Raw genomic sequence first — 26,167 nt, forward strand, 5'->3', positions numbered from 1 at the left:
TAGCTATTAATTCAGCGGCTCGGCTTTGTAGCCGGCTTTCTCAATGGCCTGTTTAACGATCGATGCGTTACTAGCCTCGGCGGTCAATACTTTATCAGGCGTCTGAACATCAACCTGCCAATGGCCTTCACCTACAGCTTCGTTCAGAAAAGGAGTAACAGCAGCTATACAGCCGCCACATTTAATATTGGTTTTGAATTTTAGGGATTCCATAGTTTTATGATTCTTCGTTTAATGGCTAACAAAGTTTATTCAACAAATATCACCCCAAGACCTGCCAGAATGCTTATAGAATTGTGGGCATCTCTCATAAAATTAGTCCAATTTATAAGTTTACGTTTTAACCTTTTTTTAACAATAGATTAAGCTGGATTTAAGTCTAAGAATGGACTTTTGTGACTGTACCAATATCTGCGCTGTACACCACCGGCATGAATAAGTTCATTAAGAGTATTTTGTCATTTTCGCTTAAGAACAAATTTTTCATATTTTTTCTAACAGCTTTAGCCGTAGTAGCCGGCGTTATTAGTTACCAGAATACCCCCATTGAAGCCTTTCCTGACGTTACCAATACACAAATTACGCTGATCACCCAATGGCCTGGTCGGTCGGCAGAGGAGGTTGAAAAGTTCGTTACGATCCCTATTGAAATTGGGCTAAACTCGGTTCAAAAACGTACTGATATCCGTTCGACCTCCCTGTTTGGTTTGTCCGTTATTAAAGTACTTTTTGACGATGGTGTCGATGATACATTCGCTCGGCAGCAAGTCAATAACCTGTTGAGTGGTGTTGAGCTACCAGAAGGTATTCGTCCTGATGTGCAACCTCCATACGGCCCCACAGGTGAGATTTTCCGGTACACGCTTCAATCGCCAACCCGCACCGCCCGTGAACTGAAAACCATTCAGGACTGGGTAATTGATCGCCAATTGAAAAGCGTACCGGGTGTAGCCGATGTAGTAAGCTTCGGTGGCGAGGTGAAAACCTACGAGATTTCGGTCGATCCGCGCCGGCTGATGGATTATAATATCACGCCACTACAGGTGTATCAGGCAGTTGCCAACTCCAATGTGAACGTTGGGGGCGATGTTATTGAGAAAAACTCAGAGGCTTACGTGGTACGTGGTATTGGATTATTGCGAAACCAGCAGGATATCCAGAATATCACGGTTAAGAACATCAAGGGAACGCCGATCATGGTACGCAATGTGGCTCAAGTATCGGAGTCTGCTTTACCTCGGCTTGGTCAGGCGGGGCGTGATAAGCAAGATGACGTTGTTGAGTGTATCATCGTTATGCGGAAGGGCGAAAATCCCAGTGAAGTTATTGCCCGTGTAAAGGATAAAATCAACGATCTAAATACCCGGATTTTGCCCTCCGACGTGCAGATTAACACCTTCTACAACCGCGAAACGCTGATCAATTTTGCGACGCATACGGTTACGCACAACCTTATTGAAGGGATCATCTTTGTAACGGTCATCGTGTTTATTTTCATGGCCGACTGGCGTACCACCGTCACGGTATCGATTGTTATTCCGCTAGCGCTCTTGTTTGCCTTTATCTGCCTGCGCCTTAAAGGTATGTCGGCAAACCTGCTGTCGATGGGCGCTATCGACTTTGGGATCATTGTTGATGGAGCCGTAGTAATGGTCGAAGGCATATTTGTTACGCTTGACGAGTTGGCTCACAAAGAAGGCATGGCGAAGTTTAACAAACTGGCCAAATTAGGGGTGCTTCGGAAAACAGGCACCGAAATGGGTAAGGCGATCTTCTTCTCCAAGCTGATCATCATTACCTGTCTGGTACCTATTTTCTCGTTCCAAAAAGTGGAAGGCAAGATGTTTTCTCCGTTAGCCTGGACGCTCGGATTTGCGCTGCTCGGCGCGCTGATTTTCACATTAACCCTGGTACCTGTATTAGCCAGTATTCTGCTCAAGAAAAACGTTCGCGAAAAACATAACCCTTTTGTCAACGTCGTGACGAAATATTCGACGAAAGCATTTGGATTTACGTTTGCTCACAAAAAAATGAGCTTACTCGTAACAACGATTATTGTAGCCGTTGGCTTATCAGGTTTTAGTTTGCTGGGAACCGAGTTTTTGCCTGAATTGAACGAAGGTTCTATCTATGTACGGGCCACTATGCCGATGAGCATTTCGCTGCCTGAGTCGGTGAAACAAACGGTCCAGATGCGTCATATTTTCGAGCAGTTTCCCGAAGTAAAAGGTGTGATCTCGCAAACAGGGCGCCCCAACGATGGAACCGATCCGACCGGCTTTTATAACATTGAATTCCTGGTCGACATTTATCCGCAGGATGACTGGAAGAGTAAGCTAACGAAAGAAGAGCTGGTCGATAAAATGCAGGAGAAGCTGGCTGTATTTCCGGGCGTAAACTTCAACTTTTCTCAACCCATTATGGATAATGTTGAGGAAGCCGTTTCGGGTGTAAAAGGCTCTATCGCTGTTAAAATTTATGGTCCAGATCAAACTATTCTGGAAACTAAAGCGGTCGAAATCCAGAAGCAACTGGCAACCGTACATGGCATTGAGGATTTAGGCGTTATTCGTACGACGGGCCAACCCGAAATGCGGGTCGAATTAGACGAACGAAAGCTGGCCTTATATGGTGTTAATAAAGCGGATGCCGAAGCTGTAATTGAGATGGCTATTGGCGGTAAAGCAGCTACACAAATTTATGAAGGAGAACGGAAGTTCGATTTACGGATTCGCTACGACCGCCCATTCCGCTCGAATGAGCAACAGATCAGTCAGTTAATGGTACCCACCGAAACGGGTAGCATGATTCCGGTTAAGGAAATTGCAAAGGTATACACCCAAATGGGCCCAGTATTAATTTTCCGGGAAGCCAGTCAACGCTACGGAGCGGTGAAATTCTCGGTTCGCGGACGAGACATGGGTAGTGCTGTTGCCGAAGCACAACAAAAAGTCCTGGCCAACGTTAAATTACCATCTGGCTACACGGTAAAATGGGCAGGAGATTTTGAGAACCAACAGCGCGCAACAGCTCGGCTGGCGCAGGTAGTACCGATCAGCCTGCTGGCCATCTTCTTTATCCTGTTTGTCTTATTTGGCAATGTTAAAGATGCCGGTTTGGTGCTGTTTAATGTACCGTTTGCTATCATTGGTGGCATTGCAGCGTTGCTGATTACGCACGTTAACTTTAGCATTTCGGCGGGTATTGGTTTCATTGCTTTGTTTGGTATTTGTATTCAGAATGGTGTAATTTTGATTTCGGTCTTTAAGAAGAATCTTCGGAATAGTTTGCCACTAAACGAAGCAATTCGAGAAGGCGTTGTTTCTCGAATCAGACCCGTTGTCATGACGGCGATGATGGCAGGCATCGGTTTAATTCCAGCGGCTGTTTCTCATGGTATAGGCTCCGAAACGGCTAAACCTCTGGCCATAGTTGTCATTGGCGGATTAATCACAGCGACTTTATTGACCCTGTTTATTTTTCCTCTGATCTTCTATGCGTTCTATCGAGCGAAATCTGTAGACCATTAAGATTCGGTGAATTTTATATGCGTTAGGTAATTTTAGCTATCGCAACGCGTTATAAATTGAAATATTTTATAAGATTTGTGGTGTAATATGGCCCAAATACAAAGCTTTTTTGTGCTGATAAAAGAAATTGCGTAGTTTCGCATAACAATCCTTTACAAAGGGAAGGTTGAACATCAAGATCAGGCGGCCGCCCGGTCGTCGATCTTGAAATGGTGTGGATAGAAGCGGAAAGCCGCCCCGATTTTCGGAGCGGCTTTTTTGTTTTCTAACGAGTACCACTCAAACTGGTTTAACCTACTTTTAATGCTGTTTTCAAGTCCTTTTAATTCACCTAGGCGACCTTGAGCAGTGAAGTAGGGATGCACCTTAAATTACTTTTGCCGGAACGCATAGCTACTAGTGTAAACTAATAATTTATTCTGTCGTTTTTAAATCAGACAATAGCTATGTATGTTGCCGATATGAAAATTCTGGTGGTAGAAGACGAGCCCAAATTAGCCTCGTTTGTAAGGAAAGGTCTGGAAGAACAATCCTGCGAAGTTGATGTGGCTTTCGATGGTCAGGTTGGGCGAACAATGGCCCTTAATAATCCCTATGATGTGATTATTATGGACATCAATTTGCCTAAAATGAACGGTTTCGATGTGGTTCAGGCCATTCGTCAGGAAAAGAATCGTACGCCTGTGCTCATGCTAACGGCGATGGGCTCCGTTGATGATAAACTGACCGGTTTTGAAGCCGGTGCCGATGATTACCTGGTTAAGCCCTTCGAGTTTCGGGAACTGATGGCGCGGCTACGTGCACTCACCAAGCGAAGCAGTGAAGCAGGCATGCAGGCCAATGTTCTGAAAGTGGCCGACCTTGAGTTGGATCTGAACGAAAAAATAGCCCGTCGGAGCGATAAACGAATCGAATTGACGGCTAAAGAGTTTGGCCTGCTCGAATACCTGATGCGTAACCGCGGTCGCGTTGTTTCCCGTGTCGATATTGCGGAGAAAGTTTGGGATATTCATTTCGATACAGGCACCAATGTCATTGACGTTTATGTGAATTTCCTTCGCAAAAAAATTGACAAAGATTTTCCGAAAAAACTCATTCATACCGTAATTGGAATGGGATATATGTTAAAGGAAGAGTAATTAGGAGTGAGGAGTGCGTAATGAGAATGGCTGACGCAAAAATAGACGCGTCAGCCATTCTCATTACGCACTCCTCACTCCTCGATCCTAAAAAAATGAATATCCGCACTCGCCTAACGCTACTTTTTGTACTGCTGGTCGCTTCGATCATGCTGCTTTTTACGGTTTCTGTTTACTATCTGTACGATCAGTTCAGACAACAGGAATTTGAGCAACGACTCTCCGAAAAAGCGTTTACCACAGTACGGCTTCGTGAAGATGTAGGCGAAGTGCCTCAGGCCGATTTACCTGTCATGGTCAATGAACAAGTAACGGTATACAATTCTAAAGGCGCAGTCCTGTACAACCAGGGAAATCAACGACCACACTTTCCAGTAACACCGAGTTTCCTTAGCAAAATCACATTTAAACACCCACAGTATAGCCGCATTGGCGATCTGGAAGCCGTTGGTGTTCGGCACCTGAACTCAAAGGGACAGATTCTGCTGATCGTGGCATCGGGTAACGATCGCTATGGTCTTACCAAACTCGACCGACTCCGTGAAATTCTGTTTTCTGGCTGGTTATTGAGCCTGGTGATCGTCGGCATTGCTGGCTATTTATTTGCCACTGACGCCCTCCGTCCCGTTGCTGAGCTGATTGGCCAGGTAAATGCAATTTCGGCGACCAACATCCATGAGCGATTACGCGTAGGACGACAACGCGATGAATTAGCGGACCTGGCGAATACATTCAATGATCTACTCAGCCGACTCGAAGAAGCCTTCGTCTTGCAAAAGAGTTTCGTTTCGCATGCATCTCACGAGTTACGAACGCCCTTAACCGTCATGATGGGGCAGGTTGAGGTAACCCGACTTATGGCGCGCTCGACGGATGAATATGAGTCTTCTCTGGACGCTTTGCTTGATGAGGTTAAAAGTATGATTCGGCTCGTAAATGGTTTGCTTGAACTGGCGCGTGCCAGTTCAGATGCAGTCATGTTAAATCATCAACCGTTGCGTATTGACGAACTATTATGGCAAGCTCAGAGCCACGTGGTCCATACAAAGCCCGATTACCAGATTGACATTGACTTCGACAATTTACCTAATCAGGAAGAGGAACTCGTTATCAACGGTGAAGAATCGCTACTCCAGACGGCCTTCCAGAACCTGATGGAAAACGGCTGTAAGTATTCGCCCGATGAGAGTATGTCCGTTAGGATTTCGTTTGAGCGAGGGTTCGTACAACTCACGTTTACCGATCAGGGTTATGGCATTCCAGAATCCGATTTACCCCACATTTTTGAGCCTTTCTACCGTTCCGAATCAACCATGACCATCAAAGGCCACGGTATTGGTCTGGCCCTCACTAAACGAATTATCGAACTCCATCGAGGGGTTATCAAAGTTGAGTCGGTTGTTGGCAAAGGCACTAAATTCTGGATAACGCTGCCTATCCCCTATCGCTCAGCCAAGCTCCCGGAAGCCACTTATTCTACCGACGAACACGCTCAATCGGAGACAACTAGCTAGTGTTTGTCCAAATCAGATTTTTTGATTCTTTTTTCTGATAACCAATAGAATCGAAAGAAGGGCATAGCATCTATTTTGAAAAAGCACTAATAGTCTAATCACTTCAGCCATTTCAACGCCTGTCCTTGCAAATCTAGTTGAGCCTTTGGCGAAGCCTGCATATTGAACGCATTTATCTGCGTGTTTTTCAGACCAATACCACTCGAATCCTGTACAATTGCTCGTAACGATTTAACTTGATCATTACCCAGGGCAGCGAAACTATTTTGATTGGCTACTAACGTAAGTGAATCTGAAACCGACAGATTCACCGTTCGCAAACGACTTTTTTGCAGTGAAACCATTAGTTTATCCGTTGTAAATTCACGCAACGTCAACCGGGCATTTTCAATTCGAAGCGATTGCGGGTCAGTCAATTGCAAAACCAATCGAACCGCTAATTCATAGCCAGCATCCTGCCTGGGTTCATTCTGATAACCGCTATAATCTGGTTTGAATGTCACAAATACAGTATCGCCCTGCTGACGAGCCCGGTAGAATTTTGCTCGTTCTGGCTCAACTAATGCCTGAGATTTATCAGTCGATTTTAAAACGATGATTTCGTCATTCGGTGTTCCTTCTACTACCCAGTGTTTAGTCGTTGGCAGCGGCTGTACGACAAATTCCTGATACGGATTTTTCCAGTCGATTTTCTCGAATTGCTGCTTGAGCAATACATCAGTAGCGACCATGCCGGTTAACGTGACGAAGGCAATAACAGCCAAAAGAATATAACTTGTTTTCATTGTGCGTTAGTGGTTGCATTTACGTATTCATCGTAGCGTGTTTCTATTTCACGCAGGCTGATTCCCAAAAGAGTTAGGTTTTTAAAGAACAGAGGCAGGTCATTTTGCAGAAACTGTTCCCGGCGAAATGAGCGAATCTTGTCCAGCGCATCGTTGGCAGAAAAGTAGCCGATGCCGCGTTTGTTCGCAATAACCTCCAGCTGACTTAAAAACTCATACGTTCGCATAACGGTATTCGGGTTTACTTCCAATTCAGCAGCCAGCTCGCGAACCGACGGAATCTTCTCCCCCACTGGCCAGCGGCCTAGCAGTATCTGCTCGCTTACATACTCAGCAATTTGCAGATAAATGGCTTGTTTGTCTCGAAAATCCATCGCTATACCTCCCGCTCTTTAAGTCGAACATAGGCCGTTATGTACAGCAGAACAACTGCCGTAAAACCCACTATATATCGTAATTGACTGCCTATTGAACTGGTGAGTTGTATTTTTCGATATTGATACTTCTGAATAGGCGATTCAGCAAATCCCTCTGCAAACGGGAAGCTACTCCGGATAGTGTCAGAACCAGTAAGGCTTTGTAATAGAAAATTGTTGGACATAACACCAACCCAAAGTAGCCCAAACGCCAGAATCACAACAAGTGGTAACGTATAACGCCGAATAAGAAGGGCGAACGCCATTGTGAACGAATGCAGTAAAGCCGTAAAGACCCACATTTCCTTACGAACATCACGAATACTCAGGTCATCAAAAAAAGACGTAATATTAAATAATCCGCCCTGGTCTCGAATCATCCCGAGTTGAACTGGGGACCAATTTCGATTATTAACGAACGATACTCCTACAGTATCCAGACAGAAGAAAAGCAGTACATAGCACAGTATAAATCCCACGCCTGAGATAAGCCAAACAAGAGCGATTTTCTCAAACTGAGAAGCGGGCTGCATCAGATAATTTATCGCGCGCTCCTTCTGATTTATTATTGTGATCTGCTGTGCTGTGAAAATATACCAACAGGGCCAGCCTAACATAAAAAACAGAATTGTCCGCGTTTCTTTCACCTCTGAAGGCCAACCTCTATATACAATGATACCCAACACGAGTAAGCAGCCTACGAGTAAGCCCATATTAGCCAGCAACTGCCCCCGGTTATCTGTAAAGTATTTGCGTAGCAACCGTCCAAAACGGCTTGCAGAAAAAATCTGATTCATAGGGTTGCATAAATTGAGGTGTCTGAAAACAATTGGTTAATTCGGTGTGGTTCGGCCTGAACCGTATTGAAAAGCCGCTCCAAATCGAGTCGACTGGGCTCACCCGTTAGGTTTTCGGCAACAATGGCATACCCGCCTATCGCTCGTTCGGAGTACAAAATCGGTCGGTTTGTATCCAATTCCGAAACCATGCCGAACCATAATTTTGCTGTAATTTCCTCCACGCTAGCTTTCAGCGCTACTGTCATGTGCGACCGGGAATTCTCGGCTAGAATCACAACCGGATCAATCAATGTTTCGAGATCGCGAACCTGGTGGGTTGAAATTACTACTGTCCGACGCTCATCAACCGCTCCAGCAACCAACCGGCGAAACTGACTTTTTGAAGGAATGTCAAGCCCATTGGTTGGCTCATCCATCAGCAATACGGCCGTATTCGTGGCTAAACCGAATCCAATCAGTACTTTTTTCTTCTGCCCATACGAGAGTTCATCCAGTTTCTGATTGTCGGTCAAACCGAACTCCTGAATATAGCTTTTCATTTGCTCTCGGTCGAAACGAGGGTAGAATGGTGCATTGGAATCAACAAACTGCCGAATGCGAACCGAGGGCATATAGAACTCTTCAGGTACCAGAAACATATCTTCCAGAAAAGCTGGCTGCCGATTGCCGGGTACATAGTCACCAACGTGAATAGTACCTGATTTTGGGTACAATAAGCCGGATACCAAACGCAGTAAGGTCGATTTCCCGGCTCCGTTAGGGCCTAGTAATCCATAAATTGACCCTGTTGACAGGCTTAAGTCAAGGCCTTCATAAAGCGGCCTCCCTCGTTGATAACCAAACGATACATTACTTAGCTTGATCATAAATCGTCAATTGCTCTAGTGTATTAGTTAAATAGTACACTGCAATAGTAGTTATCTTTTTAGCTACATGTCAAGCTTTTAACAAAATTTATTTAGAGGGCACAAAAAAAGCCTCTCGAAATGAGAGGCTTTCAGGCTTACACACCGGTTATGTATTAATTCGAAGGTGCTTTTTTTGCGTCTTTCTTCAGCATTTTAGCATCGTGCTTCAGGTCTTTCGCAGCATCTGCCTTCAAATGGTCATTCTCTAATTTAGCTTCCTTCTTGGCCATTTTAGCATCATGCTTTAGTTCTTTGGCCTCCATCTTAGCTTCTTTTTTCGTGTTGTCCTGAGCAACTGCAGAACCTACCATGAGCAGTGCAACTGCGCTGGCTATCATTAGCTTTTTCATACCGTTAGTAGTTAAATTATTGGGACTATTACTTAGATAAACTACCTATTGGCAAAAAAGTTATATGTTTTCTACTGCGATTGAATTGTCTAGACACAAAAATAGCCTCCCGGTTAGGAGGCTATTTCAAGGTAAAAGTAGTAGCGAGTATGCACTAGCTCGATTTCTTTTTCATCATTTTGGCGTTTTTCTTCATCATTTTAGCCGAATCAGCCATCATGTCGTCGCCAGATTTTTTGGCCTCATGCTTCATTGCCTTAGCGTCATGCTTCATTTTCTTCTGATCTTTTTTCATGTCGTCCTGTGCCAAAGCAACACCCGACATTAAGCAAACTGCAATGGCGGCAATCATTAATTTTTTCATTAGTCCATCTGGTTTAAGTAGTTTACAATACCCAGATAGAACCTCTCGTGATCAAGATAGTTATTAAACCTCGATTAAATAATAGAAAACAAAGCCATCTGCTAATTCGATTTCTTAGGCAATCTTTTTTGGCCTTTTACGGACGATGCGCCAGTTTTAATGCTACTACTGGCATCCACCTTTGCCGGACTATTCGTCGGATTTTGTGAAGCCTGCGCCTGGTCATTTGTTAAACCAGTTCCGGCACCAATAGATGCTCCGTTGGTACCATCATGTGTATTAGCTGCTGATGGATTTGAACGGGCCGCATCCGTTGCTGATACCGTCCCTGCAGACGATTTCTTACCAGAAGACCGTTTCGGTTGCTTTTCCTGAGCCGAGACCGACCCGGCAAGTAGCAACACCAGACCAAGGGTTGCGAGTGAGCGTGTCATAGTATAATCCGTTTTAACGTGAGTAATACCTATAACAACCCACTCGCTCAAAATGAGTTTTATTCGAAGGTCAGAATCTAAGCGTATGGGCCTAACGATTTAGGCTGCCACTTTGAATTCTGATGTGAGATGGAACTGAATATCGGGGTTGTTCTGCTGGTTCATCCGTAGCATCCAATCCGATTCGGCCAGAAAAACAGGGTTCTGATCCTTATCGTAAGCAATCTGATTGCCTTTTAATCGGATAAATTCAGCCAGTTTAACCGGGTTCTCCGCTGTAATCCAGCAGGCTTTGGTGTAGTTCAGGTGTACCCAACGACATTTAGCTCCGTATTCATTTTCTAATCGGTATTGAATTACCTCAAACTGAAGTTCACCCACGGTGCCAACAATTTTCCGGTTACCCAACTCAAGTGTAAATAACTGAGCTACCCCCTCGTCGGTTAACTGCTGAATCCCCTTATCCAATTGCTTCGACTTCATTGGATCGAGGTTGACAAGCTCCTTAAAAATTTCGGGCGAGAAACTCGGAATACCCTGGAATTGTAATTCTTCGCCCTCGGTCAGCGTATCGCCAATTTTGAACGTACCTGTGTCGTATAACCCAACTACGTCTCCAGGGAATCCTTCTTCCACCACGCTCTTGCTATCGGCCATAAAGCTAAATGGGCTGGCAAAACGCACGTTTTTATCCAGGCGCGTATGGTGGTAAAATTTATTCCGTTCGAATACCCCTGAACAAATCCGCAGGAAGGCAATCCGATCGCGGTGACGCGGGTCGAGGTTGGCATGGATTTTAAAGACAAACCCGCTGAAGTTTTTCTCATCTGGAAAGACTTCCCGTTTATCCGTTGGTCTAGCAATGGGTTCCGGCGAAATATCGCAGAACCCTTCGAGCAACTCCTTAACACCAAAATTATTGACGGCTGAACCGAAGAATACTGGCGCTAATTTCCCATCCAGATACGCTTGCCGATCAAAATCGTCGTATACGCCTTCAATCAATTCAACATCTTCACGAAGTTGAGCCGCATCCCGAGCCCCTACTTTCTGATCCAGTAGATCATCGGCTAAATCAATAGCCAGGACATCATCTTCGACTTTGGTCTTATTGACTTTGAAGAAATATAACTTTTTCTCGATCAGGCTATAAACTCCTTTAAAATCTGACCCCATATTGACCGGCCAGGTCATGGGCCGCACCCGTATATTTAGTTTCTCTTCCAACTCATCCAGCAAGTCGAACGGATTGCGGCCTTCGCGGTCAAGTTTATTGATAAAAATAATAACCGGCGAGTCGCGCATCCGGCAAACTTCCATGAGCCGCTCAGTCTGTTCCTCTACGCCTTTTACACAGTCAATCACCAGAATAACACTATCAACGGCGGTTAATGTGCGGTAGGTATCTTCGGCAAAATCTTTGTGACCAGGTGTATCGAGGATATTGATCTTCAAATTGTCGTACTCGAAAGTCATCACCGAGGTAGCCACGGAAATACCCCGCTGCTTCTCAATTTCCATAAAATCTGACGTAGCTGTTTTTTTAATCTTATTGGATTTAACAGCTCCGGCAGTCTGGATGGCTCCTCCAAACAGGAGAAGTTTTTCGGTCAGTGTTGTTTTCCCCGCATCGGGGTGACTAATGATGGCAAATGTCCGCCGACGAGCGGTTTCAGCCTGTATATTGGTTTGCATTATTCTCAGAATCAGACGACAAAGATACGAAAAAAAATGCAGGGTGTAGGGAGTGTGGAGCAGGGAATGTTAGACTGGGTCAGCCTGCCCATGCTCCGCGCACCATGCTCCCTGCTTTACAAAAACGCCCACAATAGCAGTGCCCAGCCTACAATCATGCAGAGACCACCAATAGGCGTGATGGCACCGAGCCAGGTAATGCCTGTAAAGCACAGGATATAGAGTGAACCGGAAAAAATAAGTACTCCCCCCAGAAACGCATACCCCGACCAGTTGAGTAGCTTCACAATTGTCTCATTAGAGCCGAAAGTGTGCATCAGTAAGCCCACTAGCACCAGTCCTAATGCGTGATAAAATTGATATTTAACAGCCGTTTCGAAGGTTGCGGTTCGGCCCGAAGCCTCAAGCATAGCCCGTAATGCATGCGCTCCAAATGCGCCTAAAGCAACGCCCAATAATCCTAAAGCGGCCCCTGCCTGAATAAAGAATTTCATAGTATCTGAACTGTGATTCTTATGATGTAACTGATTAGTCTTTTATTCTTTATGCGATTATCTGAATCGTACTGTTTCTAACTACACTAGTACTTGTCCAATTTAGATTCTAGAGATTCTTGGGATTCTAATTGATGACTTATATACTGATTATCAGTAGAATATTGACGATGGAATCTACAGAATCTACTTTGGTAAAGCACTAGCAGCAAAATCAAAGTCTATCAATAAAATCACAAAAATCCCGGTTAAAAACGGCTCCCAAAAATAGCGCTCCCTACCCGAACCATGGTACTGCCCTCTTCAAGCGCAATACGGTAATCGCCACTCATTCCCATCGAGAGTTCACTAAACTGAACACGCGGATGCTGAATCTGGGCCAGTTTATCAAACAACTGTTTCAATCCCCGAAACTCCTGTCGGATCTGGCCTTCATCATCTGTATTCGTGGCCAATCCCATTAAACCAATAAGGCGTATATTAGCCAGATCGTTCAATTCAGGTGCGTTAAGGAGCGTTTCGGCTTCATCGGGCGAAAGACCAAACTTGGTCTCCTCATTGGCAATATAAATCTGTAAAAGGCAATCAATAACGCGTCCTTGTTTGGCAGCCTGTTTATTAATCTCCTGCACTAACTTTAAACTATCGACCGAATGGATAAGCGTTACAAACGGGGCAATGTATTTGACTTTGTTAGTTTGTAAATGACCAATTAGATGCCATTCCACATCGGTAGGCAGTTGTGGTTGTTTATCAACCATTTCCTGCACTTTATTTTCGCCAAAGCGTTTACAGCCAGCATTATATGCTTCCTGTAATAGAGGCACAGGTTTTGTTTTGGTTACAGCAATTAGTTTGGCTTTACCCGCTAATTCATTCTCAATCAGGCGAATCGTATCAGCAATCATACTATTCAATATAGTGGTCAAAAGCAACCGTTTATTAATATTGTGCAAAGATAGGTTTGAGAACTACGCAGAAACCCGTAGTTTTTGCCCAAAATTCATGGGAAACCATACAGTAACACAATAATTTCGCGACTACTCTGGTTTTGGTAACGATTAAATGAATACCCATCCTCGCAATTTATGACACCAATGGAACCCCGACCTCAACCCAATAATAACAGCCGTAGTTATTTATTAGCCGCCTTATTAATTCTGGCAGCGCTCAACGTGCTTCTCCTGTATTTCTACTATCAGGAGCGTCAGGACAATAAAACAAAAGATGCTACCATTGCGGCTAAAACGGAAGAGGTACTAGTCGCCAAAACGAAACTCGATTCGATCTCAGCTCAGTTAGATGCTAAAATTGCTGAAATACAGCAATTAGGCGGTAGTATCGACTCGCTCATGAAAGTGAAAGCGCAATTGGAAGTCGATAAACGCGAATTGAAGAATGTTGGGACGTTCGATAGTAAAAAGTACGACCAGAAAATCCGTAATTATCAGACAATTCTGGCTCAGAAAGACCAGGAAATTGCCCGTTTAAAAGAAGAAAATGGGGTATTGACGCAACAAAATGCAAGCCTCAATCAGGAAAATAGTGGTCTGAAAGCCGAACGACAAACCTTAAGTGATTCGGTTGTGGCTGTTACGTCCAAAAATAAGGAACTGGAAGAAAAAGTCACGATAGCAGCTGCCCTCCGGGCTGAGGCCGTTACAGTCAATGGCGTTAACGCAAAAGGAAAAGAAACCGATGGCGGTACTTATAAAGCCAAGAAAGTCGATAAAGTGCATGTATCGGTTCTTCTGGCTCCAAACGGTCTGGCTAAACAGGACGAAAAAGTACTTTACATGCGAATTCTGGACCCTAACGGGGCAGTCGTTTCCGACTTAGCCACGGGTTCCGGCGAATTTACTTACAACGGTCAGGGCATGATTTATACAGCCATGCAGCGCTTTACTTTTGACAATAGCCGCCAACGCATCGACTATTATTATGGCCGGGGCGGTCAGCGCTTTAATGAAGGCAAATATACAATTGAAATCTACTGCGAAGGCTTCCGCATTGGCGAAGGTGAGTTTACGATAAAGTAGTAGGTAGCACTGAAAAAGCACGGTGCATGGAGCAGGGTAGGCATTTTTTGCTCCCTGCTCCTTGCACCGTGCTTTTTTTTTTCTTACCTTTGCGCCCTAATTTCAAACCAATTCAAAAAAATGTTTCTTAATAACTACGAGACGGTGTTCATTTTAACTCCCGTTTTATCTGACGCTCAGATGAAGGACGCCGTTGACAAGTTCCGTAAAGTGCTGACCGATAACGGTGCGGAGCTTGTTCACGAAGACAACATGGGCTTGCGCAAACTAGCCTATCCAATTCAGCATAAGAACACGGGTTACTACCAACTCTTCGAGTTTAAGGCCCCCGGCACGATCATCGAGAAGCTCAACACTGAGTATCTCCGTGACGAGCGTATTATCCGTCATTTGACGGTGTCGCTCGATAAGCATGCTGTTGCTTACAACGATCGTAAACGCAATGGCTTAGTGGGTAAGAAAAAACAAACCGAAAACGCCTAGGCACAGTAACCATGAGTTTGCAAAACGAATCAGTTTCGAAAAGCGAGAACCGCAAAAAGTATGACCGCTTCAAGAAAGCCGGCATTAAATATATCGATTACAAGGATGGCAACTTCCTGCTGAAACTGTTGAACGAACAAGGTAAAATTTTACCTCGTCGGTTAACGGGTACAAGCCTTAAAAACCAGCGTAAAGTGGCCCAGGCCGTCAAACGCGCTCGTCATTTAGCCATCCTCCCATACGTAGGCGATTCTCTAAAATAGAGTTGTATAGTTATACGGTTGTATAGTTATAAAGTTTGCTAATGCATTCTTGAACTATATAACTCTATGACTATACAATCATACAACTTTTCAAAAAATGAATATCATTTTAAAAACCGATATTGCCGGCCTGGGCTATAAGAACGACACCGTTACGGTGAAGCCTGGTTACGGCCGCAATTACCTGATTCCCCAGGGATTTGCGATGATGGCGACCGATTCCAATAAGAAGATCGTTGCCGAAAACATTCGCCAAGCAGCTCACAAAGCTGAAAAACTGAAAAACGATGCGCAGGCTATCGCTGACGGTATCGGCGATATGACGTTGACGATCCCAGCAAAAGCAGGTGACAGCGGCAAAATCTTCGGCCGTGTGACCAACACGCAGGTTGCTGATGCGCTACGCACGAAAGGCTTTGACATTGACCGTAAGAAAATCACGGTTGAAGATGTTAAAGTTCTTGGCACCTACGAAGCGTCAATTGACCTTCACAAGGATGTTAAGCATAAAGTGAAATTCGAAGTCGTTTCGGCTGAATAAGCTACTCGATTTTAGATTAAACCGACCAGCTCGCTACCTTGCGAATCTGGTCGGTTTTTTTTATTGAATACAATTCTCATCTCATGCTTTCTGTGGCAAATTTACGCCAAAAATAAGGCACTTTACATCCTAGTTATCAGCTACTTACCACTGAAAACTTTTCTATCAAAACGGACCTAATCGGTCTGTTTTCTTGTTAAATAGGTATGCAATTTCATACCGAATTTTCGCCCGAAGTACTCCCCCATCGCATTGGCTTGAATAGCCAAATTGTGACCATTGGCTCCTGTTTTGCCGAAGTTATGGGGCAGCGATTAGTCGATGCTAAATTAAGCGTGCTAAACAATCCATTTGGCACTATCTTCAATCCAGTCTCCATTTCAAAACTGGTAACAATGGCTTTATCGGGAACTTCTCCTGATGAAAATGGCTACCTTGAACGGGATGGCGTTTGGTTTCACTACGATTTCCATTCATCACTCTGGGCGAACAATCAGGCTGAACTTCGCGACAAACTGATTGCGTGTTTAATGCACACTTCTGAAGCCATTCGTAAGGCCGATTTCTTGTTTCTTACGCTTGGGTCGGCCATGGTTTACCGACACATCGAAACCGGGAAAGTCGTTGCCAATTGCCATAAAATGCCAGGTGCGCTGTTTGAAAAGTACCTCTACCAGATTGACCACCTTCGCGACGATATGACTCGATTGTTAAAAACGTTTCATAAAGTCAATCCAAAATTGAAAGTATTGCTGACAGTTAGTCCCGTTCGGCATACTCGCGATACGCTCCCACTAAACAACGTCAGCAAATCGATACTTCGGGTCATTTCGCACGAACTGACTGTATGGAATGATTGGATAACCTATTTCCCGGCCTACGAGCTGATGATGGATGATTTACGCGACTATCGGTTTTACGAAGCCGATTTGATTCATCCCAATACACAGGCGCATGACTATATTTTTGGGAAGTTTGCCGAATGTGCGTTTGACCCTGATCTTCGAAATTTCATCAGCAAATGGACACAAATCAGCAAATCGCTGGCTCACCGTCCACTTTACAGTAGCAACAGCCCAGCTCATCGGCAATTTCTGATCAAGTTAATAGCCGAATTAGAAACTATGTCGAAACGAATCGACGTTTCGGCGGAACTGGCAGAGGTGCAGGGGCGTTTAGAAAAATGTATATTGAGTAATGTGTAGTGGGAAATGAATAAGGTATAATGAACAATGGGTTGGCCGGGCTAATGCTTTCGACAACATCCTTAAGAATTACACAGTACTCACCGCACATTTTTCAGGATATAGTATCCATTATTCTCTCTCGAATGTCTGATTACCGATTATCTAAAGAAGCCGTCTTACGGGCGCTGAGTACTGTTGAAGAACCCGATTTAAAGCGTGACCTCGTTTCGCTTAATATGGTAAAGGATATCACGCTGGGTATTAGCTCTGTTCGCTTTACAGTTGTACTAACAACTCCAGCCTGTCCGCTGAAGGAAGTTATCCGTAAGCGATGTGAGGATGCGATTCATACACACATCGGGGCAGACATTCAGATTACCATCGACATGAGTTCGGATGTGACGTCTACCCGAGCTAATGCTCCAACGCTTCCAGGTGTGAAAAACATCATTGCTGTTTCTTCGGGCAAAGGTGGGGTTGGCAAATCGACGGTCACGGCTAATTTGGCGATTGCCCTACACAAATCAGGTGCGAAAGTCGGTATTATTGATGCCGATATTTATGGGCCTTCTATGCCTACAATGTTTGGGGCCGAGAATATTCAGCCCCGCGTTTTTCAGGTAGACGGCCAGACCCGGATGGAGCCCATTCAACAGTTTGGTATCAAAATGCTATCGATGGGTTTGTTGGTAGCCCCCGGTCAGGCAATTATCTGGCGGGGAACAATGGCTGGCCGTGCGTTACAACAATTTTTTGGGGACGCTGATTGGGGTGAGTTAGATTACTTACTCATCGATCTGCCACCCGGCACTGGCGATATTCACCTCACACTCGTACAAACTGTTCCGGTGACAGGGGCCATCATTGTAACTACCCCACAGAAAGTAGCGTTAGCTGATGCGACAAAAGGGTTGGCTATGTTCCGTCAGCCACAAATTAACGTGCCCGTGCTCGGCGTGATTGAAAACATGTCTTATTTCACTCCCGCCGAGTTACCCGATCATAAATATTATATTTTTGGCAAAGGAGGAGGGCAACTATTGGCTGATCAATTTGATGTGCCAATGTTAGGGCAAATTCCCCTTGTACAGAGCATTCGGGAAGCTGGCGACGATGGCCGACCTGCGATTAGTGTCGGTGAACCTGTTGCCAGTGAAGCTTTCCGGTCAGTTGCCGAAGCATTGGCGCAACAAGTAGCTATTCGAAATGCAACAATTGACCGCACAGAGCGTGTTCAGGTTGCATAAATAACCGAGAAAATATAAATTGTACCGTAAATCAATCAATCAATGGAAACGGTAGTTAGTAACGACCAACTTATTACGAAAATTGAACAGGCGCTTGACTCGATGCGGCCTTATCTGGCAGCAGATGGCGGTAATGTCAAGGTCTTAGAGGTAACCGACGATAAAATTGTACGACTTGAACTGATGGGTTCATGTGGTTCATGCCCTATGTCGGCAATGACCTTTAAAGGTGGTCTGGAAGAAGCTATTCTGAAGGCAGTGCCAGAGATCACCAAAGTGGAAGCAATCAATATTACGCCTGCGTTTTAAACTGCTCTGATTATGCTGCCTGATGTCATCTCAATAAGTCCTAAAGTTATGGGAGGTATTCCTGTATTTAAAGGAACGAGAGTACCTGTTCAATCTTTATTTGACCATCTGGAGTTAGGAATTTCAGTTAACGATTTTTTGGACGATTTTCCTACCGTCTCGAAAGATCAAGTTGTTACAACGTTAAAAATCGCAGAACGATTGCTGACTGCGACCAACCTCACCACAATTTATGAGGTTGCTGCTTGACGAAAACGTTCCGAGGAAGATTAAGCTGGATTTAGTTGGTCATGACGTTTTCACTGTAAGGGAAATGCGTCAGGAGGGAAATGAGGACGAGGATGTGTTACGGTTTTTAATCGATTTCAACTTCGATGCGTTAATAACTTGCGATAAAAATCTTCGATTTCAACAAAACCTCACTAAATATCCCACTCCAATCATTGTGTTAGATACTTATACAAACGCATATCCCATTTTAAAATCAGTAGTACCTCGTTTGCTTGATATTCTAGAACAACCATTAGCTCTAGGTGCAATTATAGTAAAACCCTAAAGTATAAGTTGTTAGTTTCTCAGACATTAGAACGCCGAATCAGGCGTTTTTTTGTTTCTTTGCACTTCTCAAAAATCCCTCAATTCAGTGAAAATAGGCATTTTCTTCGGTGGTCCAGCGCGAGAGCGCGAAGTGTCGTTTGCGGGTGGTCGCACGGCTTTAGCAAATTTGGATAAGGGCCTTTTTGAGCCTGTCTTAGTGTTTGTAGATGGACGTGGGCGGTTTCGGCTTGTTACGCCCGACTTTCTAGGGTCTTCTTCTTTGCGTGAGACTTTACCACAAGATAGCTCTGGGTTCTCGGTCTATGATGAATCGCTTAGTCCGGATGCCCTGGATACCACCTTACCTGAACTCCGCCCTGAACAATTTCGAGATTATTTTGATTTGGCCTTTCTGGCTATGCACGGTCCCGATTGTGAGGATGGCGCCATACAGGGTCTATTAGAATGGTACAAAATGCCCTATACTGGACCAGGACTGGTTGGCTCAGCCGTAGGAATCAATAAAATCCTGCAAAACGAACTGATCGCATTGGCTAATGGACAACAGAAGAAAACGACGACAATCAGCCGGGATGCTTACGAACAGGCTGACAAAGCGCAGTTTTTCAAGTCATTGACCGAGCATCTTGGCTTACCCATAGTTGTTAAAGCCCCGCATCAGGGTTCCTCTATAGGTGTGGCAATCGTACGCGAAGCTGACTTAGCACAATTTTGCCGGGCTGTTGAGCAGTGCTTTTTCACCATGACTATTCAACCCGATGGCTGGAGCAAGCTAAGCGAATGGGCAGATTTAAGCCCAGCAGACAAGCATGAACTCGCCCAGAAAATGGTTAGTCTGGATTCAGGGATTAGCTTCCCGGTCGTCATAGAACAAACGGGAGAGGTTATTAAACACCCTGCTGATTTCATTACTAGACTAGACGAAATTACCAAACAAGGCAGTGGGCCTATTACGCTTGCCTCGTTGAATGCCGAAGATGAAGTTCTATTTGAAGAATTTATCAGCGGACAAGAGTTTTCGTGTGGTGTCATTCAAGACGATAATCAGGTGGCCATTGCGCTTCCACCAACCGAAATTTATAACGTAACGAGTTTCGATTTTGAATCGAAATACAAGCTCAATACAACCAAAAAGCGCATTCCGGTCGAAACTAGTTTAGAGAACAATCGCAAGATTCAGTTAGCGGTCAGCGAAGTGTTTTCGCGACTTGGCATCAATGTGTATGCCCGAATCGATGGTTTCTTAACGCCTGCTGGTGATGTCCTGCTCCACGATCCCAACACAATTCCGGGTATGTCGCCCTCGTCGCTGATTTTTAAGCAAATGGCCGAAATTGGTTTAAATCTGGCCAATTCACTTACGTACCTTATCCGGCAGTCTTTACGTGAACGCATCCGTACAGGCAAAGACACGTTTCACCTAAAGCGTCTGCTTGCTGATCTTGACGCTCAGTTGGCTAATCGAAAAGCCAATCCATTACCCGAGCGCGTTATTTCATTTGGGGCAAGTGACGAGGAGTTTGCTGCGGCTAAACAGCAATATAATGAACTAGCCGCTTCGGGAACGGTTCGGCCATCGTTGATGTATATCAAGAGTAAACAGGAATCGCACGAAATTCCGGTAAATCTACTCTTCAAAGACACCGTTGAAGAACTGGAAATGGCACTCAGTCAACCACGCCATCCGCTACTGGTTGAAACGGCTGAGCGTGCCTGGCACATCGCAGAGCGATACGTGTAAGCATAGATTAGTTGTCTAGAATGGGAAAGGCGTGCCACAGTTCAGAACTGTGGCACGCCTTTCCCATTCTAGACAACTTTATTACAACATTACAGGTTGGCCTGTTCGTACAGACTCATCGCAAGCAAAAGCAATTTGCAGGCTATTCACAGCGTCCTGCATATGATCGGTCAGGTCTAGGTTTTCCTGAATTGCCCGGAGGAAATAGCGTTGCTCACGATTACAAAGCTCCTGATGATCGGGTTCGTCCTGCATATCGATCCAAGTATCGGTTTCTACAAATTGATCGTTTGCATCCAAGGCCGCTTTATGCACCCGTAGCGATTCTGTTTTTGTGTGCGAATCCACGTTGTCTGACTTTCCGGAAGAGCCCGCATTTTTTGCCACAATCGATACGCAACCATCTGGCCCGATCACATCCTTCACGAAGAAGGCCGTTTCACTCATCATTGGGCCCCAACCCGCTTCATACCAACCTACAGAGCCATCTTCAAATCGGATTTGCAGCTGGCCATAGTTATAGTTATTGGCAGGTATATCGTTCGTGAGACGTGCTCCAATCGCATTAACCTGCAAGGGTTTAGAACGGGTCATCTGACACATTACATCAATATAATGCACACCACAGTCGACAATTGGACTCAGGCTTTTCATTAAATTCCGGTGTACAGTCCACATCGTGCCGTGGCTTTGCTGGTTTAGGTTCATCCGCATAACTAACGGCTTACCCAACCCCTGCGCCACTTCAACAAACTTTTCCCAGGAGGGGTGGTGTCGTAAAATATAGCCTACAACCAGTTTCTTCCCGGCAGAAACAGCGGCTGCCATAACGCGCTTGGCTCCTTCAACCGTATCGGCAATCGGCTTTTCCATGAATACATGACATCCCTGTTCAAAAGCTTGAATAGCAAAGGTTTCGTGTGTATCTGGATAAGTTGAAATACAGACGGCATCAGGTTGAGTTGCCTTTAAGGCTGTGGTATAATCGTCATATAAGGCATAGCCCCCACCAAGGCGTTCATTAAGAACTACTTTGCTATTGCCAGTTGAGACGATGCCACAAATTTCGAATCCTCCGATTGTCTTGTAAGCGATGGCATGCGATGCCCCCATGTTGCCGCATCCGACAACGAGTACTCGTAAGGGTTGAGTAGGTAATGACATAATTGATTATAAAATCTGACGATTGGTTTACGTAAATCGAATAAAACAAAATTACGCTGTCTTATTTATAAGTTAAGCACGAACTCACGTAAGTAAACTCAGTCGTCAACTCTACTCAACAGATTTTGTCCGCAAGTGAACGGAAGCTGTCCGTAATTGGACTATTATTTCATTAAAGCCAAAAATCAAACTATTGATTATCAGTTATTTATACAATTGGCATGACCTTTGGCTTACTTAGAGAGAACAGTAAACAACTAATCAAAAACACTAAACATAATTCAGCCATGTTATCCCTAATGAGCAAAGTAGCCATCTCATTCCTAATGAATACCGCTACAGTAACCAATCCTACAACGCCCAAAACATTATCATTTGATGCCAGTGCGTTTGTTACAGCCAACAATCAAATTCGGGTTGCAGTACAAAAAAATGCCGAATTACCTGTTGTTATCATGCTTCAGAACAAAAGCCATGAAGTACTTTTCCGCCAAAATATTAGTAAGAAAGAGTTGACATATGCCGTAAAGCTAGACGTTGCTGACCTAGCCGATGGAGAGTATGAAATTGTAGTCAGGTCAAGCGAGGGGAGTATTCTTAAAGAAATCACGTTGAAGACAGCTCCTGTTCATCAGCTCACTCGCGTTGTTGCCATGCAATAGTTAGACAACCCACCTATAAATCGTAAAGCCCGGCTATTTGCCGGGCTTTACGATTTATAGTAGCCTTCTTGACCTACTTACACCTGAACACTTACTTCATAGTAATCAATTGTAGGTGAGCCAGCGAAGTAATCACCCATTTTCTTAAGCACTCCTTGAAGAAAACCACTGGCTTCGGCAGCTTGCCTGTACTCTTCTGTTTCCCATATCGTCACCATCAATCCCTTATTGGTGTCTGGGTTGGTCAGCATTCGACTGTTTTTGAAACCGTCAAGCTCTTTCAGAGCCGGGCCAACTGAAGTACGGAAATAATCAACCGCATCAGCAATACTTTCAGGTTTTAATGGAAATTGAATAACTCGTGCATGCATATGGGTTAGTAATTAAACGTAAGGAGTTCCAGTTAAAATCAGCTGTCTAAAAACTCATTTACAATACAGCCTTTAACTCTTCCTGTTCTACAAATGGCTGGCTTCTTAATCGTTTTCCAGTCGCTTTAAAAATTGCATTCGCAACAGCAGCGCCAGCGGGTGGCAAAGAAGGTTCGCCTAAACCAGTTGGCTCAACCTCATTCTGAACGAAATGCACTTCTACTTCCGGAATTTCATTTAAACGAATAAGCCGAAATTCATTGAAATTCTTCTGCTGTGGCACCCCATCCTTAAATGTAAGACTTCCATACATGGCATGGCCAATCCCATCAACAACACACCCTCGAACCTGTTGCTGGGCACCACTCTGATTCACAACAACACCACAATCGGCTGCGGAATATACTTTCTGCAAGACAGGCTTGCCTTTCTGCATCACAACCTCTCCCACTTGGGCAACATACGAACGATGTGAGAAATAAACACTAAATCCTTGCGCAACAGGTTTACCATCGGCCCCCTTCTTTTTACCCCATCCCGACTTTTCAGCGGCTAACTCAATGACACCCTTCATTCGATCAATGTCATATTTGATAGCGCCAACTGGTTTCTGCTTGGCTTTGTCTAAAAGCTCTAGTCGGAATTGGACGGGGTCTTTACCAGCAGCTCGGGCTACTTCATCAAGAAATGACTGTTCTGCAAACGCCAGGAAATTGGTAATCGGCGCCCGCCACGGCCCAGTCGTAATAGGCGATTTATGGTCGGCGCTGTCAATTAACAGATTATCTACAGCCCCCGACGGAAAATTATCTTCTCGTGTCGCATTACCCGCATTAATACTGGCACCGCGCAGTTTATAACCAATCAGGTTACCCTGCGCATCTAAAGCAGCTTCAAACCGATACCGAACAGCTGGTCGATAGCTTCCTCCGGTCATGTCATCCTCACGCGACCAGATCAATTTTACAGGTGCATTAACTAACTTCGATACTTGTACAGCTTCAATGACATAATCTGCTTTCAGGCGTCGACCAAACCCTCCTCCCATTCTGGTAAGCTGCACCGAAACTTTATCAGGCGAAATTCCGAGCAATTTAGCGGTTTCGTTTCGTGCTAACTCAGGGGTTTGTGTCGGCCCAACTAACTCAACACCGTCAGATCGAACATGAGCAAAGAAGTTCATGGGTTCGAGTGGATTATGCGGCAAGAATGGGCATTGATATTCAGCTTTTACAACTTTCGCAGCATTCTTAAATGCCGTTTCCACATCACCATCCTTTCGGCGAACCGTTGCATTCGAACTATCTAATAACTCTTTAAACAGTTTATTATGGTCGGCGGTGCTTTCTAAAGCATCGGCCTTTTCCCACTCAACTTTCAACGCATCTTTCGCCTTCTTAACCTGCCATGTTGATTTACCAACTACAGCTATGTTGTTATCAAACGTCACTACATCAACAATCCCCGACATAGCCTTGGCTGCAGCAGCATTCAGCGATTTCAGCTTATAACCAAAAGCTGGACGCTGTATCATGGCGAATAACATCCCTTCTCTATAAAAATCAAGCCCAAATAAAGGCTTGCCTGTTATGATCCTGGGGTTGTCGACATTATTAACTGTACTTCCAATCAGCTTGAAATCTTTTATTTCCTTTAGCTTAACATCGGTAGGAACTGGTAATTGAGCCGCTTCGGTAGCCAATTCACCATAGGTCGCCTGGCGATTACTTCCCTTGTGTATAACCACATTTGGGGCTGTGGTACATTCCAAAACTGGTACATTCCAGCGTTTGGCCGCTGCATTAAGCAACATCTGACGAGCAGTTGCACCTGCCGTACGAAGGCGTTTCCATGAATGGGGAATAGAACCACTTCCTCCAGCAACCTGTCGTTCAAACTTCTTGGTATCCAGTGGAGCCTGTTCAACAATAACTTTGGTCCAGTCAGCATCTAACTCCTCCGCAACGATAATTGGGAAAGCCGTTTTGATTCCTTGCCCTACTTCAGGATTGGGTGATAGAATCGTGATAATGCCTTGAGGATTAATAGAAAGATAACTATTAAAATCAATCCCTCCTGGAGCAATAGTTGGTGTATTCATTCCCGATGTTATTGACTCTGCATCGGTCCAATTGAAATTTAACACCAAACCACCACCTGTCAGGGCAGCTATTTTTAAGAAATTCCTACGATTTGTATCGACTAACGTTCGCATAACTATTTCGTTTTTGGCGCTTTAGAAGGAACAGAAGTAGTTGATATAGTTTCAGAAGCGAGTTTTACCGCTTCGCGAATACGATGATAGGTCCCACAACGGCATAGATTGCCTGTCATGGTATCGTCAATTTCAGCCTGCGTAGGTTTAGGATTACGTTTAAGTAAGGCTGCAGCCGTCATAATCTGCCCTGCTTGACAGTAACCGCATTGGGGAACATCGACCTTATCCCAAGCTTTTTGGACAGGGTGCGTTCCATTTGCGGACAAGCCTTCAATCGTTGTCACCTTCGATTTACCAATGGCCGACACAGGCAATGCACAGGAACGAGTTGCTTCACCATCTAAATGCACAGTACAGGCACCACATTGGGCAATTCCACACCCATATTTTGTACCAACCAAGCCCAGATTATCTCGCAATACCCACAATAAAGGTGTATCGGAATCAACGTCAGCCTGATAGGCGCGCCCATTGATTTGTAATTTGAAGATAGCCATTGATTATAGAAAGTTGACTAAGAATAGCTAAAGTACAGAAAAGGTAAGATTAGTAATAGCTACTCCTCAAAAAAGGAGTGGGCAAAAACGCAAAAAGGGTAGTTTTCAATTGAAAACTACCCTTTTTTTAATTTCATTCAGGTGGCACCTTCCTACTCTCCCGCTTGTGACAGCAGTACCATCGGCAGTACGGGGCTTAACGGCTCTGTTCGAGATGGAAGAGGTGAACACCCGCCTTACCAGCACCAACCTGACTGACTCTTTTGACTCCAGATAATCGCTCCCGCAACATCCTTCCCAGTCAATAACTTCTATGTCTTTTTCCCCACAGAGAGAGACTCTGAGCTAGCACTCCACTAAACCCACCCGCCAATCACCAATAGAACAAGATAACTTCTAGTAAAAACAATACCACGCGTCCGGGGACATTAGTACGGCTCGGCTCAACATGTCTCCAT

30 protein-coding genes and 1 rRNA gene are annotated in these 26,167 nt (G+C 44.7%); 14 read left to right on the top strand and 17 right to left on the bottom strand.

The genetic code is table 11. The features are described from left to right. Positions 1-6: 6 nt before the first annotated feature. Positions 7-213 carry a heavy-metal-associated domain-containing protein gene (locus tag ACYVGR_RS03500; RefSeq protein ID WP_460953892.1) on the bottom strand — a complete coding sequence of 69 codons (207 nt, stop codon included), beginning with the start codon at positions 211-213 and terminating at the stop codon, positions 7-9. 218 nt (positions 214-431) lie between these two features. Between ACYVGR_RS03500 and ACYVGR_RS03505 the strand changes: the two genes are divergently transcribed. Further along, positions 432-3,530 (top strand): efflux RND transporter permease subunit, encoded by a 3,099-nt coding sequence (locus ACYVGR_RS03505; RefSeq protein WP_460953893.1) that lies wholly within the window; start codon positions 432-434, stop codon positions 3,528-3,530. A gap of 179 nt (positions 3,531-3,709) precedes the next feature. Here ACYVGR_RS03505 and ACYVGR_RS03510 read toward each other — a convergent pair whose 3' ends face one another. Then, positions 3,710-3,895 (bottom strand): hypothetical protein, encoded by a 186-nt coding sequence (locus ACYVGR_RS03510; protein ID WP_460953894.1) that lies wholly within the window; start codon positions 3,893-3,895, stop codon positions 3,710-3,712. A 96-nt stretch (positions 3,896-3,991) separates the two neighbouring features. Between ACYVGR_RS03510 and ACYVGR_RS03515 the strand changes: the two genes are divergently transcribed. Together ACYVGR_RS03515 and ACYVGR_RS03520 are read left to right on the top strand one after the other, a co-directional pair. Further along, on the top strand, positions 3,992-4,669 hold the full coding sequence (locus tag ACYVGR_RS03515; RefSeq protein WP_182464294.1) for a response regulator: 678 nt from the start codon (positions 3,992-3,994) through the stop codon (positions 4,667-4,669). Positions 4,670-4,764: 95 nt separating this feature from the next. Beyond that, positions 4,765-6,183, top strand: coding sequence for a sensor histidine kinase (locus ACYVGR_RS03520; protein WP_460953895.1), 1,419 nt, complete (start codon positions 4,765-4,767; stop codon positions 6,181-6,183). Positions 6,184-6,281: 98 nt separating this feature from the next. Here ACYVGR_RS03520 and ACYVGR_RS03525 read toward each other — a convergent pair whose 3' ends face one another. From ACYVGR_RS03525 to ACYVGR_RS03570, 10 genes are all read right to left on the bottom strand, one after another. After that, positions 6,282-6,968, bottom strand: coding sequence for a hypothetical protein (locus ACYVGR_RS03525; RefSeq protein WP_460953896.1), 687 nt, complete (start codon positions 6,966-6,968; stop codon positions 6,282-6,284). Continuing rightward, positions 6,965-7,342 carry a GntR family transcriptional regulator gene (locus ACYVGR_RS03530; RefSeq protein ID WP_460953897.1) on the bottom strand — a complete coding sequence of 126 codons (378 nt, stop codon included), beginning with the start codon at positions 7,340-7,342 and terminating at the stop codon, positions 6,965-6,967. Before ACYVGR_RS03530 ends, ACYVGR_RS03525 begins: the two co-directional genes overlap by 4 nt. 2 nt (positions 7,343-7,344) lie before the next feature. Then, on the bottom strand, positions 7,345-8,181 hold the full coding sequence (locus tag ACYVGR_RS03535) for a hypothetical protein (protein WP_460953898.1): 837 nt from the start codon (positions 8,179-8,181) through the stop codon (positions 7,345-7,347). Further along, complete coding sequence (locus ACYVGR_RS03540; RefSeq protein ID WP_460953899.1) at positions 8,178-9,050, bottom strand: ABC transporter ATP-binding protein; 873 nt, start codon at positions 9,048-9,050, stop codon at positions 8,178-8,180. Before ACYVGR_RS03540 ends, ACYVGR_RS03535 begins: the two co-directional genes overlap by 4 nt. Before the next feature lie 155 nt (positions 9,051-9,205). After that, a complete protein-coding gene (locus ACYVGR_RS03545; RefSeq protein WP_460953900.1) occupies positions 9,206-9,442 on the bottom strand; it encodes a hypothetical protein in 237 nt (78 codons plus the stop codon). A gap of 154 nt (positions 9,443-9,596) precedes the next feature. Then, on the bottom strand, positions 9,597-9,806 hold the full coding sequence (locus tag ACYVGR_RS03550) for a hypothetical protein (protein ID WP_460953901.1): 210 nt from the start codon (positions 9,804-9,806) through the stop codon (positions 9,597-9,599). 101 nt (positions 9,807-9,907) lie between these two features. Further along, on the bottom strand, positions 9,908-10,240 hold the full coding sequence (locus ACYVGR_RS03555; protein WP_460953902.1) for a hypothetical protein: 333 nt from the start codon (positions 10,238-10,240) through the stop codon (positions 9,908-9,910). 99 nt (positions 10,241-10,339) lie between these two features. Next, a complete protein-coding gene (locus ACYVGR_RS03560) occupies positions 10,340-11,935 on the bottom strand; it encodes a peptide chain release factor 3 (protein WP_460953903.1) in 1,596 nt (531 codons plus the stop codon). A gap of 116 nt (positions 11,936-12,051) precedes the next feature. Beyond that, entirely contained in the window at positions 12,052-12,429 is a 378-nt protein-coding gene (locus ACYVGR_RS03565) for a DUF423 domain-containing protein (protein ID WP_460953904.1), read from the bottom strand. 248 nt (positions 12,430-12,677) lie between these two features. Further along, positions 12,678-13,337, bottom strand: a complete 660-nt coding sequence (locus ACYVGR_RS03570) for a YggS family pyridoxal phosphate-dependent enzyme (RefSeq protein WP_460953905.1) — start codon at positions 13,335-13,337, stop codon at positions 12,678-12,680. A 189-nt stretch (positions 13,338-13,526) separates the two neighbouring features. Between ACYVGR_RS03570 and ACYVGR_RS03575 the strand changes: the two genes are divergently transcribed. The 10 genes from ACYVGR_RS03575 to ACYVGR_RS03620 all read left to right on the top strand — a co-directional run bounded on the left by ACYVGR_RS03575 (position 13,527) and on the right by ACYVGR_RS03620 (position 20,797). After that, positions 13,527-14,468, top strand: coding sequence for a hypothetical protein (locus ACYVGR_RS03575; protein WP_460953906.1), 942 nt, complete (start codon positions 13,527-13,529; stop codon positions 14,466-14,468). A 120-nt stretch (positions 14,469-14,588) separates the two neighbouring features. Continuing rightward, a complete protein-coding gene (rpsF, locus tag ACYVGR_RS03580) occupies positions 14,589-14,951 on the top strand; it encodes a 30S ribosomal protein S6 (RefSeq protein WP_182462398.1) in 363 nt (120 codons plus the stop codon). Positions 14,952-14,962: 11 nt separating this feature from the next. Further along, positions 14,963-15,214 (top strand): 30S ribosomal protein S18, encoded by a 252-nt coding sequence (gene rpsR / locus ACYVGR_RS03585; protein WP_182462397.1) that lies wholly within the window; start codon positions 14,963-14,965, stop codon positions 15,212-15,214. 97 nt (positions 15,215-15,311) lie between these two features. Continuing rightward, positions 15,312-15,755, top strand: a complete 444-nt coding sequence (gene rplI, locus ACYVGR_RS03590; RefSeq protein ID WP_460953907.1) for a 50S ribosomal protein L9 — start codon at positions 15,312-15,314, stop codon at positions 15,753-15,755. A 206-nt stretch (positions 15,756-15,961) separates the two neighbouring features. After that, positions 15,962-16,960, top strand: coding sequence for a GSCFA domain-containing protein (locus ACYVGR_RS03595; protein ID WP_460953908.1), 999 nt, complete (start codon positions 15,962-15,964; stop codon positions 16,958-16,960). A gap of 125 nt (positions 16,961-17,085) precedes the next feature. Beyond that, entirely contained in the window at positions 17,086-18,189 is a 1,104-nt protein-coding gene (locus tag ACYVGR_RS03600) for an Mrp/NBP35 family ATP-binding protein (protein ID WP_460953909.1), read from the top strand. Positions 18,190-18,231: 42 nt separating this feature from the next. Further along, the gene (locus ACYVGR_RS03605; RefSeq protein WP_182462393.1) at positions 18,232-18,498 is read left to right on the top strand and encodes a NifU family protein; all 267 of its coding nucleotides are present in this window, start codon (positions 18,232-18,234) and stop codon (positions 18,496-18,498) included. A 12-nt stretch (positions 18,499-18,510) separates the two neighbouring features. Continuing rightward, on the top strand, positions 18,511-18,747 hold the full coding sequence (locus ACYVGR_RS03610; RefSeq protein ID WP_460953910.1) for a DUF433 domain-containing protein: 237 nt from the start codon (positions 18,511-18,513) through the stop codon (positions 18,745-18,747). Then, the gene (locus ACYVGR_RS03615; RefSeq protein WP_460953911.1) at positions 18,731-19,054 is read left to right on the top strand and encodes a DUF5615 family PIN-like protein; all 324 of its coding nucleotides are present in this window, start codon (positions 18,731-18,733) and stop codon (positions 19,052-19,054) included. The genes ACYVGR_RS03610 and ACYVGR_RS03615 overlap by 17 nt, the downstream gene beginning before the upstream one ends. Positions 19,055-19,141: 87 nt before the next feature. Then, on the top strand, positions 19,142-20,797 hold the full coding sequence (locus ACYVGR_RS03620; RefSeq protein ID WP_460953912.1) for a D-alanine--D-alanine ligase family protein: 1,656 nt from the start codon (positions 19,142-19,144) through the stop codon (positions 20,795-20,797). An 81-nt stretch (positions 20,798-20,878) separates the two neighbouring features. Here ACYVGR_RS03620 and ACYVGR_RS03625 read toward each other — a convergent pair whose 3' ends face one another. Beyond that, on the bottom strand, positions 20,879-21,961 hold the full coding sequence (locus tag ACYVGR_RS03625; RefSeq protein WP_460953913.1) for a Gfo/Idh/MocA family protein: 1,083 nt from the start codon (positions 21,959-21,961) through the stop codon (positions 20,879-20,881). 326 nt (positions 21,962-22,287) lie between these two features. Here ACYVGR_RS03625 and ACYVGR_RS03630 point away from each other — a divergent pair, with 326 nt between their 5' ends. Next, positions 22,288-22,623 (top strand): hypothetical protein, encoded by a 336-nt coding sequence (locus ACYVGR_RS03630; RefSeq protein WP_460953914.1) that lies wholly within the window; start codon positions 22,288-22,290, stop codon positions 22,621-22,623. 77 nt (positions 22,624-22,700) lie between these two features. Here ACYVGR_RS03630 and ACYVGR_RS03635 read toward each other — a convergent pair whose 3' ends face one another. From ACYVGR_RS03635 to rrf, 4 genes are all read right to left on the bottom strand, one after another. Then, entirely contained in the window at positions 22,701-22,994 is a 294-nt protein-coding gene (locus ACYVGR_RS03635) for an antibiotic biosynthesis monooxygenase family protein (protein WP_460953915.1), read from the bottom strand. Between the two features lie 58 nt (positions 22,995-23,052). Beyond that, complete coding sequence (locus tag ACYVGR_RS03640) at positions 23,053-25,209, bottom strand: xanthine dehydrogenase family protein molybdopterin-binding subunit (RefSeq protein WP_460953916.1); 2,157 nt, start codon at positions 25,207-25,209, stop codon at positions 23,053-23,055. A gap of 2 nt (positions 25,210-25,211) precedes the next feature. Next, positions 25,212-25,709 (bottom strand): (2Fe-2S)-binding protein, encoded by a 498-nt coding sequence (locus ACYVGR_RS03645; protein ID WP_460953917.1) that lies wholly within the window; start codon positions 25,707-25,709, stop codon positions 25,212-25,214. A gap of 139 nt (positions 25,710-25,848) precedes the next feature. Further along, a 5S ribosomal RNA gene (gene rrf / locus ACYVGR_RS03650) occupies positions 25,849-25,959 on the bottom strand. Between the last annotated feature and the right edge of the window lie 208 nt (positions 25,960-26,167).

The organism is Spirosoma litoris (assembly GCF_054776755.1).